Here is a 16,090-nt window from a genome sequence, read left to right on the forward strand (position 1 = left end):
CTCACGCCTTCATTCTGCGACTACGTTGCGTGACGAGTCACGAGTCCGAGGAGATCCATGAAGTCCGCCCTGATCGTCACCTGCTGCGCCGCCGCACTGCTGCTTTCCGCCTGCGGCGGGGAAGAGAAGGGTGACAAGACCGTCCGGGCCGACGGCACCATGGCGCCCGGCAGCACGTTGAAGGTCGGCGAACGCGCCGTCGTCCCGTTCAGCGACGCGAACAAGTCCGGCACGATCGCGATCACCGTGAAGTCGGTCGACCTCGGCCCGAAGGAAGACCTCGCCGGGTTCAAGAACAAGGGCGAAGGCATGCTCCCGGTCTACGTCCGGATGGTGGTCGAGAACGTCGGCGGCACGGATCTCTCCGATACTTCGGTGTCGGTGCGCGCGGTGGACCCGAACGGCAAGAGCACCAAGGTGATCCTGGCCAACAGCACCGCGGCCTGCAAAGGCGGGTCGGCGCCGGAGAACTTCACCACCGCGGGCGCGACCTACGAGACCTGCAAGACCGAAGGCGTCAAGGACGGCGGCGAGGTCGGCGGCGTGATCTTCCGGGAAGGCGACTACCAGGACGACCCCATCACCTGGAAGAAGTGACCGCGTCCCTCATTGAGCCGAACAGCGTAATCGATTCGTTACCCGTGGTGGTGCGAATGGACCACACAGATGTACTCCATCATCGACTACGGTGCGTGGCGAGAACGCCGGAGCAGGGTTCGGCGGGGAGTCCGAGGAGATCCATGAAGTTCGACCGTATCGCTCTGTCCGCCACCGGCTGCGCCGCTGTGCTGCTGCTTTCCGCCTGTGGCGGGGAAGAGAAGGGCGGCAGCCCCGCCCCCGCCCCGTCGCCCGCGCCGACGTCGGCATCCGCGTCCTCGCCCACGACCAGCGGTACGGTCCCGGTTTCGAACGCGGACGCCACGGCGCCCGGCACCGCGCTGAAGGTCGGCGAGCGCGCCGTCGTCCCGTTCAAGTACGGCAACGACAAGAGCGGCACCATCGCGATCACCGTCAAGGCGATCGAACTCGGCCCGAAGGAGGACCTCGCCTCCTACGGCGAGAAGGCCAAGGGCATGACGCCGGTGTACATCCGGATGACGGTGGAGAATGTCGGCGGCACGGACCTCAGCTACAGCACGGTGCGGATGCGCGCGGTCGGCCCGGACAACAAGAGCACCGGCGTGATCATCACCGGCGAGACCACCGCCTGCCAGTCCGAGTCGGCGAAGAGGGACTTCAAGACCGCCGGCGCGACCTACGAGACCTGTGAGCTGCAGGCCATCAGGGACGGCGGCGAGGTCGGCGGCGCGGAATTCAACGACGGCGACGGGTACAAGGACGACCCGATCGTCTGGAAGAAGTAGTCCGATCGCGCGTGAAGGCCCCCTTCCCTCTGCTGAGCCGAGGGAAGGGGGCCTTCACGCGCTTCGCTGACGCTGCGGGAGCCGGTTCTCCTGCGTAGCGTTGTCGTGATGGTCCACGTGCACCGGACGATCACCGTCCGAACCCCCGCCCAGACCGTCGTCGGCTATCTGCGGGACTTCGCGCACGCCGAGTCCTGGGACCCCGGCACCGTGTCCTGCACCCGCACCGACACCGGCCCCATCGCCGTCGGCTCGCGGTGGCACAACGTGTCGGAGTTCCGCGGCAAGAAGACGGAGCTCACCTATCGGCTCGACCGGCTGGAGCCGGACAGGATCGTGTTCGTCGGCAACAACAAGACCGCGACGTCCACCGACGATCTGACCATCTCCGAAGCGGACGGCACGACGACCGTCAGCTACCACGCCACCATCGAGTTCCACGGCCTGGCGAAACTCGCGGACCCCTTCCTCAAGCGGCAGTTCGAGAAGATGGGCGACGAGCTGGTCCCGGCGATGAAGGCGGCCCTCGAAGCGCTGTGACCCGTCCCCCTTGGCGTAACTCTCGTGATTGAAGGCGTAACACGCGTGATTGGAGCCGTTCCGCCTTCAATCACGAGAGTTCCGCCTTCAATCACGCGTGATACGGCTAGGCGCGGGGTGACGCGACGGGGCCGCTCAGGCGTCGCACCGCGTTCGCGCAGGCGAGGGACTCCAGGAGCGGGACCGTCCGGTCCCAGCCCAGGCAGGCGTCCGTGATGCTCAGGTCGGGCCGGGGGCGTGCGGAACCGACGTCCTGCCTGCCGTCGGAGAGGTACGACTCGATCATCACGCCGGCCAGTGCGTCGTTGCCCGCCGAGATCTGGTCCGCCAGGTCGGCGACGACGACGGGCTGCCGGTTGTGGTCCTTGCCGCTGTTGCCGTGCGAAGCGTCGACGACGAGCCGGTGCGGCAGGCCGGCGGCGGTCAGCGCGTCGAGGGCGTCCGCGACCGCGTGGGCGTGGTGATTGGGTTTCGGGCCCCCGCGCAGCACGAGGTGCGCGTCCGGATTCCCGGAGCTGCGCTGGATCCGCGGCCGTCCGTCGGCGGCGGCGCCCGGGAAGACGTGGGGCAGCGCGGCCGACCGGACCGCGTCGACGGCGGTGTCCAGCCGCCCGGACACGCAGTTCTTCATGCCCACCGGCATCGGGAGCCACGACGCCAGCTGCCGGTGCGGCTGGCTGGCGACGGTCCGCGCGCCGATCGCGCCCCAGCTGATGGTGTCCGCGAAATACGGCGCCAGGAACGGATCGACGAACTCGTACGCCAGCGGCAGCCCGGTCGCGGCGGCGTCGTCCAGGAACCGCCGTCCGATCCGGACGCCGGAAGCGAGATCGCCCTTGCCGTCCAGGGTGGGGTCGGGCACCAGGCCGGTCCAGCCCGCGATCGTCCGCGGTTTCTCCAGGTAGGCGCGCAGGACCACGACGAGGTCGTCGGCGAACCGGCGCGACGCCTCCGCGAGCCGGTGCGCGTACTCGAGCGCGCCGTCGGTGTCGTGCACCGAACACGGGCCCACGACGACGAGCAGCCGCGAGTCGCGCCGAGCCAGCACGTCGGCGACGGTTTCGCGGTGCCGGATGATCTCCTCCGGCACGAAGCCGCTCGTGGCCACCTCGGCCGGGCTGGGCAACTGGTCAAGCATCCGCATGACCTTTCTTCTTGTCGGGGGCGGCCTGGGGCAGCCGCGTCGCACCGGCCACCGCCACGACGGCGAGGCCGAGAACACACCAGAACGCGTCGGCGAAGGCGGCCGCGACATCCGCGCCGCGCACGGCCAGCCGGGCCTGCAGCACCACGGCCAGCACCGCGGTGCCGATCGAGCCGCCGAGCGTGTTGAGCAGATTCAGTGCCCCGGCCGCGCGGGGCAGCCGGGCGGGTTCGACGCGGCGGTAGACGATCGTCATCACCGGCGCGCCGATCAGCGCCGCGCCGAAACCGCGCAGCAGCAGGGAAACCACGATCACCCAGTCCGGAAGACCCGGGCCGAGCTGGGTGAACGGGGCGGTGCCGAGGGTGACCAGCCCGATCCCGCTCAGCACCAGCGTGCGCGGCGAGATCCGGTCGACGAGCCGGTTCACCAGTACCGAACCGGCCGCCGCGCCGATGCCCTGGGGCACCAGCAGCAGGCCGGTGTCCCAAGTGGACAGTCCAGGGCCGCGCTGGAGATACAGCGGGAGCAGGAACATCGTGCCGAACACCGACGCGCCGAGCAGCACCAGTGCCAGCGCGGCCACCCCGAACGGCGGCTTGGTGAACAAGCGTGGATCCAGCAACGGGGCTTCGGCCCGAAGACCATGCCGGACGAACGCAACCAGCATCACGACGCCGAGCGCGACGGCGATCCCGGCGACCATCGGTGTCCCCTGGTCGAACCAGGTGAGCCCGAAGACCAGGACGGCCAGCCCCGGCGAGAGCAGCAGCGCGCCCCGGAAGTCGAAGCGCTCGCCCTTGCCCCCGGGTTCGTTCTCGGGAACCCAGCGCCGGGCCAGGAACACCGCCACCACACCGATCGGGAGGTTGACGTAGAACAGCCACGGCCAGTCGGCGACCGCGAGGATCGTGCCGCTCGCCAGCGGGCCGAGCACCGGCGACAGGAGCGGGACGAGACCGACGACGGCGATCACGCGGCCGATGCGGTCGCGTCCGGCGGCCCGCGCCAGCAACGCCTGGCCGGTCGGCGGGAGCAGACCGCCCGCGAGCCCTTGCAGGACACGGAACGCGATGAGCGCGGGCAGTGTCGGCGCCAGCGCGCACAACAAGGACGCCAGCAGGAACACGACGACGGCGGTGAGCCAGACGCGGCGGCCGCCGAACCGGTCGGCGAGCCAGCCGGACGCCGGCACGGCGGTGACCACGGCCAGCAGATACGCCGTCGTCACCCAGTGGACGCCGGTGACCGGCGCTCCGAACTCGTCGGCGAGGGTGTCGACGCCGACCGAGACGATCGTGCTGTCCAAAGTGGCCATGAAGGTGCCGAGCACCAGCACGGCCGCCGTGCGCCACAGCGCGGCGTCGATCGGGCGCGCGGTCACCGCTCCCCCACGAAACCGGCGGCGTCGCCGTCGAGCCAGGACGGCAGCTTCCGGAGATGGCCGACCAGGTCGTCGGCGAGCGACCGGGCGTCGGTCTCCTTCGCGTACAGAACGCCTTCCCAGCCTTGCTCGCCGGGGACGACCGTGACGCTCACCGGGTGATGCGTGCGCTCGCGGAACCGCGTCCCGGTGACGGTCAGGCCTGGCGCGGGTTCGCGCAGCTTCGCCGGATCCACCGGATAGTTCTCGAAGACGAGCAGGCTGTCGAACAGCCGCTCGCGCCCGGCCAGCGACGCGAGTTCCGGCAGGCCCATCCGGTGGTGCGCGGCCATCGCCTGCTGCCGTGCCTGCAGATCGGCGAGCGCCTCGGTGACGGTCCCGGTGAACCTGGCCCGGACCGGGACGCTGTTCGCCAGCAGGCCGATGATGTCCTCGACACCGTCCACATCGGACGTGCGATTCGAGGTCATCACCCCGAAGCTGACATCGGGGCGTCCGGCGTGGGTCGCGAGCACGGCCGCCCACGCACCCTGCAGCAGGGTGTTGACGGTGAGCCCTCGTTCCGCGCCCAGCTTGGTCAGTTCCGCGACCAGCCGATCGTCCACAGTGAACAGAGCGGGATCGGCGGAGCCTCCGGTACGCGGCAGATGGTCGCCTTCGGGAAGGCCGTCCAGTTCCCTGCGCCACGCCCGGACGTCGGCCGAGTGACCGGCCGCGGCGAGCAGTCGCGTGTACCGCGTCGGCGGCACCGGCTCCGGCAATGGCTTTCCCGCGTACAGCGCGAACAGCTCGCCGAGGATGCGCGGCGCGGACCAGCCGTCGGACAGCAGATGATGGCTGGTCAGCACCAGCGTGTGACTGCCGTGCCTCAGGACGGTGACCCGCCACAGCGGACCGTGCGCCAGGTCGAACGGTTCCGCCAGTTCCTCGTCCAACGCCGTGTCCACTTCGGACACGTCGCGCACGCGGAAACCGGCCCGCGGCTCGGCGGGGATCACCTGGACCTCGTGCGACGGCGGGAACACCGCGCCCAGATTCGGCTGCCGTCGCACCAGTGCGTCCGCCGCCCTCCGCAGCGCGTCGACGTCCAGGTCGCCGGTCAGCGTGAACGCCGCCTGCACTCGATACGGATCGTCGTCCGCCGCCTGGGACTCGCGCAGGATCACCTCCTGCAACGGGGTCAGTGGCAGGATCTCGCCGGGCCCGGGCACGTCGGCGGCGAGAGTGTCCAGCTCACGCCGGAAGTGCTCGCCCAGCACGGTGATCTCGTCCTCGGTGAACAGCGCGGACGGCCAGGTGAAGCGGACACCGAGCGTGCCGCCGTCGGGGACCATCGCGTTCACCGTCAGCGCGTACGGCAACGGCATCTCCGCGCCGCCACCCGAACCGAGCGGATCCGCGTCCGGCGGGCGCTGCCACAAGGTCTCCTCGACCGGGGCCGCCGGGAAGCGGCCGAGGTAGTTCCAGGCCACCTCCGGCCGAGGGCCGTCGACCTCGAGAATCCCGTGTCCGAGCCCGTCTCCAGCCGCGCGCAGGTGATCACGCACCGCGCGCAGCGCGTCCGGAAACGGCCCGGACGGCGGCGCGATCCGCGCCGGATGCACGGCGGTGAACCAGCCGGCGGTCTGCGCCAGATCGACCGTGCCCGCGAAGTCCGGGGTGTGTCCCGGACGTCCGTGGCTCTCGACGGCGACGAGCAGGTCGGCTCCGGTCCCGCGCCAGGCGGCGACGGCACGGGCCAGCGCGGTCAGCAGCACGGTGTCCGGACCGGTGCGGTAAGCCGTCGGCAGCGCGGTGAGCACGGCGTGGGTCGTGGCCTCGCCGAGGTCGATCCGGTGATGCCGTGCGGTCGCCACGGTGTCGCGCCCCGGATCGAGCTCGCTCCGGCCGAGCGTGCTCACCGGCGCGGCGGCGACGCCCTCCCAGTGCCGCATTTCGTCCTCTCGATGCGGGGCGGCCGCGCGCAGCGACCGCGCCCAGCCCAGGAACGACTGGCCGCGCCGGTGCAGGGTGTGGCCGTGGAAGGCCTGTTCGAGGTCGTCGAGCAGGACACGCCAGGTCACCGCGTCGGCGACCAGGTGGTGTGCCACCAGCAGCAACCGTCCGGGCCGGTCCCCGGCGTCCGCCAGCACCGCCCGCACCAGCGGTCCGGAGCGCGGGTCCATCCGAGCGACGATCTCCTCGACCTGGGCGTCGAGCGCCGCACGAGGATCACCGGAGACGCGGACGGCGGTGAGCACGTCGGCACCGGTCACGGCCCCGACGTCCGGGACGCGCAGCGCGTCCTCGACCAGATGTGCGCGCAGGACGTCGTGGCGGGCGAGAACGGCGTCGAGCACCGCGGTCCAGCGTGGGACGTCGTCCGCCGAAGGCACGCAGATCTCGACCCACTGGCAGAACCCGTCGGCCGCCTTTCCCGCGCGCCGCAGCAGATCCCGCATGATCGGCGTGAGCGGGGCGTCGCCGACCGCGTGGGCTTCCTCGGCCCGCTCGGGTTCGCCGCAGCACGCGGCGATCCCGGCGACCGTGCCGCCTTCGAGGACGTCGCGCGCGGTCAGGTGCAGCCCTTCGCGGCGGGCGCGGGAGACCACCCGCAGCGAGGCGATGCTGTCGCCGCCCGCGTCGAGGAACCCGTCGTCGAGGCCGACGTCGGGACCGAGCAGCTCGCGGACCACCCGCAGCAGCACGGCTTCCGCCGGGGTGGCGGGTTCCCGTCCGCCGTCGGAGCGGGCTTCCGGCGCGGGCAGCGCGGCCCGGTCCAGTTTGCCGCTCGGGCCGAGCGGGAGCCGGTCCAGCGGTACGAACGCGGCCGGCACCATGTACGCGGGCAGTTCCGCAGCGAGGTACTCGCGCAGCGCGGCGGGATCGGGGTCGGCGCCGTCCACGGGGACGACGTAGGCGACCAGCCGGTCCTCGCGGACGATCACCGCGGCGGCACGCACGTCGTCGTGCGCGGTCAGCGCGGTCTCGATCTCGCCGAGTTCGATCCGGAACCCGCGCAGTTTGACCTGGTGGTCGGCGCGGCCGAGGAAGACGATCTGCCCGTCCGGACGCCAGCGGACCAGGTCACCGGTGCGGTACATCCGCTCCCCCGGCGGCCCGAACGGATCGGCGACGAACCGTTCCGCGGTCAGCGCCGCCCGGCCGACGTAGCCCTGTGCGAGCTTCGGCCCGGCCAGGTACAGCTCGCCGGTGACGTTCGTGCCGACCGGGAGCAGACCGCCGTCCAGCACGTACGCGCGGACCTCCGGATCCGGACGGCCGATCGGCAGCGGGCCGGGGTCGGCCGGGTCGTAGTGCCAGGTGACCGAGTTGATGGTGACCTCGGTCGGCCCGTAGGCGTTGAACAGCGCCCGCCGGTTCCCCCAGCGCCGCGCCAGTTCCGGATCGAGCCGTTCGGCGCCGACGACGAAGAACACGTCCGGGTCGACGGTCGCGTCGTCGGGCATCGCGGACAGGAACGACGGCAACAGGTTGAGCCCGGTGACGCGGTGTTCGGCGGCGTACGCCAGAAGGTCGTCGCCGGAGACCCGCACCTCCTCCGGCGCGATCACCGACGTGCCGCCGGACAGCAACGGCAGCATGAACTGCCAGAACGCGACGTCGAAACTCGTCGAGGCGAAATGCAGGTACCGCTCGGCGGTCCCGATCCCGACGATGTCCTCCTGCAGCGCGATCAGGCTCGGCACGCCGCGATGCGGCACCGCCACACCCTTGGGTTTGCCGGTGGTGCCCGAGGTGTAGATGACGTAGGCGATCGCCTCCGGGCACGAGGGCACTGCCGGGTCCGAGTCCTCAGTGGACAGTTCGGCCGGGTCGATCACCGGAAGACCTTCGACGTGCGAAGTGGACACGACGGCGGCGGGCCGGATGTCGTCCAGCATGTAGGCCAGCCGGTCGGCCGGGTAGTCCGGGTCCATCGGCACGTGCACCGCACCGGCCTTGATCACGCCGAACAGCACGACCACGAGGTCGACGTCGCGGCGCAACAGGACCGCGACCGGATCCTGCGGTTTCACCCCGGCGTCGATCAGGGTGTGCGCGAGCCGGTTGGCCCGGCGGTCCAGTTCGGCGTAGGTCAGGCTCCGGTCGCGGCACACGACGGCTTCTGCGTCCGGCGTCTCCCGGACCCAGCGGCCGAACTCCGCCAGCATGCCGCCGCGTTCGCGTTTCGGTTCCGGACCCTCACCGAGACGCAGCATCGCGCGTTCCTCCTCGGCGCCGAGCGCCCGCAGCCGGGAGACCGGTCGCGCCGGGTCGGCGACGATCTCGTGCAGTATCGCCCGCAGCCAGCGGCCGTAGGACTCGGCCTCCTCGCGGGTGAACGCCTGGGGCTGATAGCCGAGGCCGACCGTGAACTCGTCGCCGGGCAGCACGATCACCGTGAGCGGGTAGTGCGTCGCGTCGGTGATGTCGACGCCGACGAGGTCGAGGCCCGGCGCCAGCGTGGTCCGGGCGCGGCTGGAGAGCGGGAAGTTCTCCATCACCAGCATCGTGTCGAACAGGTCGCCGACCCCGGCCGCGCGCTGGATGTCCGGCAGCCCGGCGTGATGGTGGTCGGTGAGCCGCACGCTTTCGGTGTGCACGCGTTCCAGCACGGTGGACGCGGTGTCGGCGGCGTCGAACCGCACGCGCACCGGGATCGTGCTGCCCAGCTGGCCGATCATGCGCTCGACACCGGGGACGTCGGCGGGGCGGCCGGAGACCGGGCAGCCGAACACCACGTCGCGGCGGCCGGTCAGCCGGGCGAGCAACGCTCCCCAGGCGGTCTGGAACACCGTCGTCGGGGTGATACCGCGTTCGCGGGCGAAAGCACGCAGCCGTTCGCTGAACTCCCCGCCGAGTTGCACCGTGACGCGTTCCGGACGCTCTACAGTGGACTCGACGCTGGCCGGGGCGAGCCGCGTTCCTTCGTCCAATCCGGACAGTGCCTCGCGCCATGCTTCCAGTGCGGCGTCCGGGTCGCGTTCGCCGAGCACCCGGTGGTACTCCGAAAGCGGGGGCGCGACCGGGGCCGCCGGGCCGCCGCCGAGTTCGGCGTAGGTGGCCAGCAGGGTGCGGCCGACCAGCGGCATCGACCAGCCGTCGAGCAGCGCGTGGTGATTCGTGAGCACCAGGCGGTGCTCGTCCGGGCCGAGGGTGAGCAGCAGGAACCGGATCAGCGGCGGGGTCGCCGGGTCGAAGGGGCGGGCGAGTTCGGTGCGGCATTCGGCCTCGACCCGGTCCGGCGAGACGTTCGCGAACCGCCAGTCCAGCGTGACCTCGGCGGGCACCACCTGGACGACCTCGCCCGCGTCGGTGGTGTGCAGGTGGACGCGCAGCGCGGGATGCCGCCGAAGCACTTCCGCCGCGGCCTCGCGCATGCGGTCCGCGTCGAGCGCGCCGCTGAGCAGGGTGACGGCCTGGACCACGTAGACGTCGGTGTCTTCGGCGCCGCGTGCCAGCGTGTGGAACGAAAGCCCGGTTTGCAGCGGGGTCGCGGGCAGGACGTCCTCGACCCGGCCGAGGCGTTCGAGCGCGTCGATGTCGGCCTGGCCGAGGCTGACCAGCGGGAGATCCGACGGGGTGAGCCCGCCGCCGTCCGGGCCGATCCGGGCGGCGTGCGCCGCCATCGCTTCCAGCGCGAGTGACCACGCTTCTTGAAGCGCGGCAACGCTTTCCTGGGACAGGACGGCACCGGCCGCGGTCCATTCGACGGCGAGCCGGGGACGGCCTTCCTCGCGGACGAAGCAGTTCAGCGCCAGCACCTGTTCCAGCGACTTGGCGTCCGGTTCGGTGACCGCGAACGGGTCCTCCTCGGGCAGCCGCCAGCCGGTTCCGGGCAGGGCCGCGAACCGGCCGAGGTAGTTCAGCACGACGTCCGGCGGCGGGACGGCGGCCAATTCGTCCCGGGTGAGCGGGTCGAGGTACCGCAGGACACCGAAGCCGACACCGTTGTCAGGGACCGCGCGTTTGGCTTCCTTGGCGGCTCGCAGCAGCCTTCCGGCATCCGCTACGCCAGAGGGAATGCGCAACGGATATTCGGCGGTGAACCAGCCGACGGTGCGCGAAAGATCCAGGCCGTCGTGGTCCCGGCCGTGTCCTTCGAGCGACACGGTTTCGGCCTCGACCGGGACATCACGCCAAGACCGCAGTGCCAGCACGAGCGCCGCGAGCAGCACGTCGTCCGGTCCCGCGCGGTAGGCCGCGGGCAACGCGGTGAGCACCGCTTCGGTCTGCTCCGGGGTGGCGAGGGTGACCGACCGCCGCGCTGTCGCGACCGTGTCGGTGGCCCGGTCGAGCGGCCGGTGACCGAGACGCGGACCGCCGAGCGCGCCGCGCCAGTGGTCGAGTTCGCCCCGCCGGGCACCGGAAGTGCCCTGCTCGGCAAGGAGAAGCGCGTGCCGCCGCCACGAAGTCCCGACCGCTTCGAGCGGTTCACCGGCACAGGCTGCACGCAGATCCGGCAGCAGCACCCGCCACGAAACCCCGTCGACCGCCAAGTGGTGCAGCACGATCACGAGGTGGTCCGGCAGCAACGCGACCCTGAGCACCCCGGCCCGGAGATCGAGGGACTCAGCGAGTTCCGCCGCGACCTCGGCCGGTTCACCGGTCGTCTCGATGACCACGTCGGACGCCCGCACCGCCCCGCGTTCCCGGACCCGCATTTCGTCCTCTAAATGCAGACGGAGGACGTCGTGGTGGTCCAGCAGCGTTTGCACGCCCTCGGTCAGCAGGGCGGGCGGGAGGTCCTCGTCGAGCCGGACGGCGGTCCACTGGGTGTACCCGGAAATCGTCGTGACGTCCGGATGCGGATCGAGCAGCGCGCGGGCGATCGGCGGGGCGGGCACCACGCCGACCGGCTCGCCCTGCGGGGCGGCCGGGGCGCCGATCTCCACGCTCGCCGCCGCCAGCGCCTCGAAGCTGCGGCGGGCCAGCAGATCACGCGGGCGCAGGTCGAGGCCGTGCGCACGCAGCCTGCTGCTGACGCTGATCGCGGTGATGCTGTCACCGCCCAGCGCGAAGAAGTCGTCGTCGACGGCGACCTCGTCGACACCGATCACCTCGGCGATGGTGGCGCACAGCAGCCGTTCGCGGTCAGTGGCCGCGACGCGTCCGGCCGCCGCGCGCGGGGCGGGCAGCGCCGGACGATCGATCTTCCCGTTGGGGGTCAACGGAAGCGAGTCGAGAACGACGACCGCGGCGGGCACGAGATGCTCCGGCACCCGCCCGGCGAGTTCCGCGCGGACCTCGTCCGGCACGACCTCGCCGACGACGTAACCGACGAGCCTGGGCCCGCGCACCGCGGCGGCGGCCGTGCGCACGCCCGGAACGGCGGCCAGCGCGGCCTCGACCTCACCGAGTTCGACGCGGTGACCGCGCACCTTCACCTGGCCGTCGCGGCGGCCCAGGTACTCCAGCCCACGGCCGGGCACCCAGCGGACGAGGTCCCCGGTGCGGTACATCCGGTCACCGGGCGCGCCGAACGGATCGGCGACGAATCGTTCGGCGGTCGCGCCGGGACGTCCGAGATAACCACGCGCCAGATGCGGCCCCGCCAGGTAGAGCTCTCCCGGCGTTCCGGCGGGCGCGGGCCGCAGCGCGGCGTCGAGCACCCGGACCGCCGTACCCGGCACCGCGGTGCCGATGGTCGGTTCCCCGTCGTCCAGCCAGGATCCGGCACCGTCCACAGTGGCCTCGGTCGGGCCGTACATGTTGCGGGCGCGGACACCGGACTCGGCGACGCGGCGCCACAGCGCGGGCGGAGTCGCCTCGCCACCGAGGACGAGCAGCGCGGGCGCGTCTGGACCGTCAAGCAGCCCGGCGTCGACGAGCGGCGCGGCCATCGACGGCGTGGTGTCGACGACGTCGATCCGGTCGCGGGCGAACGCGGCCAGCAGTTCCTCGGCGTCCCGCGCGACGTCGGTGCCGTAGACGTGGAGTTCGTGCCCGAACAGCAGCCACATCAACTGGTCGAGCGCGGAGTCGAAGGCGAACGAGTAAGTGTGCGCGACGCGCAGCCGCCTGCCCGCGGCGCGCTCGGTCTCGGCGACGGTGGTCGCGCGGTGGTGGCGCAGCAGCGTCGCGAGCCCGCCGACCCGGCCGAGGACGCCCTTGGGCCGCCCGGTCGAGCCGGAGGTGAAGATGACATAGGCCAGATGTTCCGGATGGCGGGGAATCCGCAGCGGCGAAGTGTCCAGAGTGGACAGATCGGTTTCATCGAGCAGCAGGTGCGGCCCCGGCACGATTCCCGGATCGTGGGCCACCGTGAGCACCGCGCCGGCTTCGGCGGCGAGTTCCCGCAGGCGCTCGACGGGATGCGCCAGATCCAGCGGCAAGAAGGCGGCCCCGGCGTCGAGCACCGCGAGCAGGGCGACGACGAGATCGGCGGACCGCGGCAGGGCCAGCGCGACGACGTCGTCCGCTCCGACACCGCGAGCCCGCAGTGCCCGGGCGAGGCGGTGGACCCGCGTGACGAGTTCGCCCGCGGTCAGCCGTTCGTCGCCGAAGACCAAGGCGGTCTGGCCGGGATCCAACCGGTCGAGAAGTTCGGATACGTCAAGGAGTTCGCTCTCCGGGGCGGGTGTCGACCACGCCTCCAGCAGCGTGTCCCGCTCCCCGGCCGGGACCAGATCCGCTCCGGCGACCGCCGGGCCGTCCGGTTCGGTCAGCGCGGTGATCAGACAGCGCAACGCGGTCAGCTTGGCGTCGACGGCGGCCTGGTCGTGCGTCCGCGCGTCGACCTCGAACCCGAGCAGCAGCCCGCCGTCCGAGGTCGGCAGCACCGACAGCCCCATGTCCTCGGGCGGCCCGCCCGCGACGTTGCGCATCGTGCCGTGCGAGCACGCGAAGTCGAGCTTCAGATCGAACGCCTTGAGATTGATGCCGCGGCCGTGCAGCAGCGCCCCGGCGCCGGGCACCGCGAGATCCTGCGGCAGGTCTTCCCCGCGATACCGCTGATACGTGCGCATCTCCTTCAGCGCGCCCGCGACCCGCGCGGTCAGCTCGGCCGCCGAATCCTCCGGGAGCACCGTGACCCGCAACGGCAGCACGTTGACCGCCATCGCCGGGGTCCGCAGCGCCGCACCTTCGCGGCACATCAACGGCATCGCGAACACGACGTCGGTCCAGCCGAGCACGCGGTGCAGGAACGCGGCGTAGCAGGCGATCAGCGCGTCACCCCACGTCGTCCCGGCACGTTTGCCCAGTTCACGAAGCCGGGCCAGATCGGAAGCGGGCAAGATCGACCGGGCGGTGACAGTCTGCTCGGGCGGCCCTGACGCGCCGCCGGCGTCGTCGAGATCCGGCAACGGCGTGAACCGCTCCCGCCAGTACTCGCGATCCTGGGCGAACCGTTCGCTCTCGCGGTAGGCGCGGTCGGCCTCGACGAGGTCGGCGAACCGGGCGAACGTCGAGGCCGGGACTTCCTTACCCCGCACCGACGCGGTGTAGCGGGCCGCCGTCCGGCGCGCGAGCATCGCCGCGGTGTAACCGTCGAACACCAGGTGGTGCCCGAGCTGGGTGAACCACACGTGCGACTCGGACAGCCGCAGCACGAGATGGGCGAACAGCGGCCGGTCCACCATCCCGCGGCAGGCTTCGGCGACCCGGCGGCGTTCGGCGTCCACGCGCTCGTGCGCGGCGGCGACCGGATCGGCCTCACCGCGCAGGTCCACCACCTGCGGCAACGGCAGCGCTTCCTCCGACACGACCTGACGCGGACCGTCCGGCGTCTCGAACACCCGCAGCCGCAGGCTGTCCGCCTCCTCAGCGGTCGCCCGGATCGCTTCGGTGAGCGCGACGACGTCGACCGGGTCGTCACCGACGATCTCGATGACATCACCGACGACGTAGTAAGGAGAATCGGGTTCGAGGCGCTGCGCGGTCCAGATCCCCAGCTGGGCACCGGTCAAGTTCAGCATGAAGGCACCACCATCGGGGTTCCGGTCACCGGGTCGGGCACGACGACACTGGGGAGATCGAAGACCTCCTTCATCAATTCCGCGTCGACGATGTCGGACGGCGCGCCCTCGGCGACGATCCGGCCGTCCCGCAGTGCGACGAGGTGATCGGCGTACCGGCAGGCCTGGTTGATGTCGTGCAGGACGGCGATCACCGTGCGGCCCTCGTCACGCAGGCGCGCCAGCAGACCCAGCAACTGGTACTGGTGCGCGATGTCCAAAAAGGACGTCGGTTCGTCGAGCAGCAGGTACGGCGTCTTCTGCGCCAGCACCAGCGCCACCCACACGCGCTGACGCTGTCCGCCGGAAAGCTCCTGCACCGGCCGGTCGGCCAGCCCCGCCACCCCGGCCGCGGTCATCGCGTCGAGCACCGCGCGTTCGTCCTCTTCGGACCAGGTGGCGAACAACGACTGGTGCGGGAACCGGCCGCGCGCGATCAGCTGCCGGACGCGGACGTCCTCCGGGGCGACCGGATCCTGCGGCAGGAACCCGAGCTCCCGCGCCAAACCCTTGCCGGGGAAGGAGCCCACGTCCTTGCCGTCGAGCAGGACCTCGCCGTCCGCCGGACGCAGCAGCCGGACGAACGCGCGCAGCAAGGTGGACTTGCCGCACGCGTTCGGTCCGACGACGGCGGTGAACGCGCGGTCGGGCACGTCGAGGCTCAGCCGGGTCGACACGACCCGGTCGCCGTAGCGCAGGGTCAGGTCCCGAGCGGTCAAGCGGGCACTCATGTGCGCCGAACCTCCTTGGTGAGCAGCCAGATCAGGTAGCCGCCGCCGATCACGGTGCTGACCACACCGACCGGCAGCGATTCCGGCGCGAGCAACATCTGGGCGGCCAGGTCGGCACTGGTCAGCAGCACGGCGCCGGTGAGGGCGGCGGGCAAAAGGGCGATACCGGGCGTGCGGGCGAGCCGCCGCCCGATCTGCGGTGCCGCCAGCGCGATGAACGCGATCGGGCCCGCCACGGCGGTCACCGTGGCCGTGCAGCCGACCCCGATCAGCACCAGGACCAGCCGCAGGCGGTCCCAGCGGACACCGGTGGTGACCGCCAGTGCGCCGCCGAGCGCGGCCTGGTGCAGCGCGGGTGCCCTGGTGAACAGCACGACGAACAGCACCGCGAGCACCCCGAACGGGATGGCGACGTCGTCCCAGCCGACCCCGTTGAGGGAACCGGCGTTCCAGCCGACGGCCGCGATCGCGATCTCGAGTTCCGCGCGCAGCACGATCCACGAGTTGAGTGCGGTCAGCATCGCGTTGATCGCGATCCCGATGACGACCAGCCGCAGCCCGGACAGTCCGCCGCCGAGCGACAAGGCGTAGACGACGGCCGCCGTGATCACGCCGCCGAGCACCGAACCGATGGTCAGCTGCGTCGACGTCCCCGAGAGGACGGTGATCGCGAACAGCGCGCCGGTGTACGCGCCGGCGTCGAGACCGATCACGTCCGGGCTGCCGAGCGGGTTGCGGGTGACGTTCTGGAAGATCGCGCCCGCCAGGCCGAGCGCGGCACCGAACACCAGCCCGGCCAGTACCCGGGGCAGCCGCCATTCGCGGATGACCACGCCCGGCCCGCCACCGGATCCGGTGAGCGCGGCGAACACCCGGGCGGGGCTCGCCCACGCCGCGCCGTAGCAGAGCCCGAGCAGCGTCAGACCGGCGATGACCACCAGCATCGCCACGAGGAAGACAAGGGTGCGGCGTTCCATCCGGGCGGA

8 protein-coding genes are annotated in these 16,090 nt (G+C 71.7%); 3 read left to right on the forward strand and 5 right to left on the reverse strand.

Going from position 1 to position 16,090, the window contains the following annotated elements; all coding sequences use genetic code 11:
- Positions 1–57: 57 nt before the first annotated feature.
- The 3 genes from DMC61_RS20465 (at position 58) to DMC61_RS20475 (ending at position 1,904) form a co-directional block, all read left to right on the forward strand.
- Positions 58–597, forward strand: a complete 540-nt coding sequence (locus tag DMC61_RS20465) for a hypothetical protein (protein WP_125690648.1) — start codon at positions 58–60, stop codon at positions 595–597.
- Positions 598–740: 143 nt separating this feature from the next.
- On the forward strand, positions 741–1,364 hold the full coding sequence (locus DMC61_RS20470; protein ID WP_125690649.1) for a hypothetical protein: 624 nt from the start codon (positions 741–743) through the stop codon (positions 1,362–1,364).
- Between the two features lie 108 nt (positions 1,365–1,472).
- The gene (locus DMC61_RS20475) at positions 1,473–1,904 is read left to right on the forward strand and encodes an SRPBCC family protein (RefSeq protein WP_125690650.1); all 432 of its coding nucleotides are present in this window, start codon (positions 1,473–1,475) and stop codon (positions 1,902–1,904) included.
- A 106-nt stretch (positions 1,905–2,010) separates the two neighbouring features.
- Here the strand turns inward: DMC61_RS20475 and DMC61_RS20480 are convergent, their stop codons facing one another.
- Genes DMC61_RS20480 through DMC61_RS20500 form a run of 5 tightly spaced genes read right to left on the reverse strand, consistent with a single transcriptional unit; the run spans position 2,011 to position 16,081 of the window.
- The gene (locus tag DMC61_RS20480; RefSeq protein WP_125690651.1) at positions 2,011–3,048 is read right to left on the reverse strand and encodes a 3-deoxy-7-phosphoheptulonate synthase; all 1,038 of its coding nucleotides are present in this window, start codon (positions 3,046–3,048) and stop codon (positions 2,011–2,013) included.
- A complete protein-coding gene (locus DMC61_RS20485) occupies positions 3,035–4,432 on the reverse strand; it encodes a DHA2 family efflux MFS transporter permease subunit (protein WP_125690652.1) in 1,398 nt (465 codons plus the stop codon). Before DMC61_RS20485 ends, DMC61_RS20480 begins: the two co-directional genes overlap by 14 nt.
- Entirely contained in the window at positions 4,429–14,334 is a 9,906-nt protein-coding gene (locus DMC61_RS20490) for a non-ribosomal peptide synthetase (protein WP_125690653.1), read from the reverse strand. Before DMC61_RS20490 ends, DMC61_RS20485 begins: the two co-directional genes overlap by 4 nt.
- A complete protein-coding gene (locus tag DMC61_RS20495) occupies positions 14,328–15,104 on the reverse strand; it encodes an ABC transporter ATP-binding protein (protein WP_125690654.1) in 777 nt (258 codons plus the stop codon). Before DMC61_RS20495 ends, DMC61_RS20490 begins: the two co-directional genes overlap by 7 nt.
- Positions 15,101–16,081: an iron chelate uptake ABC transporter family permease subunit gene (locus tag DMC61_RS20500; protein ID WP_125690952.1), complete on the reverse strand. Its 981-nt coding sequence runs from the start codon at positions 16,079–16,081 to the stop codon at positions 15,101–15,103. The genes DMC61_RS20495 and DMC61_RS20500 overlap by 4 nt, the downstream gene beginning before the upstream one ends.
- Positions 16,082–16,090 lie beyond the last annotated feature (9 nt).

This window comes from Amycolatopsis sp. WAC 04169, from assembly GCF_003947535.1.
Lineage (GTDB): Bacteria > Actinomycetota > Actinomycetes > Mycobacteriales > Pseudonocardiaceae > Amycolatopsis > Amycolatopsis keratiniphila.

Bases quoted from the DNA above. Each gene is read 5' to 3' on its own strand.
- DMC61_RS20465 (WP_125690648.1), top strand. From the start codon at position 58: ATGAAGTCCGCCCTGATCGTCACCTGCTGCGCCGCCGCACTGCTGCTT.
- DMC61_RS20470 (WP_125690649.1), top strand. From the start codon at position 741: ATGAAGTTCGACCGTATCGCTCTGTCCGCCACCGGCTGCGCCGCTGTG.
- DMC61_RS20475 (WP_125690650.1), top strand. From the start codon at position 1,473: ATGGTCCACGTGCACCGGACGATCACCGTCCGAACCCCCGCCCAGACC.
- DMC61_RS20480 (WP_125690651.1), bottom strand. From the start codon at position 3,048: ATGCGGATGCTTGACCAGTTGCCCAGCCCGGCCGAGGTGGCCACGAGC.
- DMC61_RS20490 (WP_125690653.1), bottom strand. From the start codon at position 14,334: ATGCTGAACTTGACCGGTGCCCAGCTGGGGATCTGGACCGCGCAGCGC.
- DMC61_RS20495 (WP_125690654.1), bottom strand. From the start codon at position 15,104: ATGAGTGCCCGCTTGACCGCTCGGGACCTGACCCTGCGCTACGGCGAC.
- DMC61_RS20500 (WP_125690952.1), bottom strand. From the start codon at position 16,081: ATGGAACGCCGCACCCTTGTCTTCCTCGTGGCGATGCTGGTGGTCATC.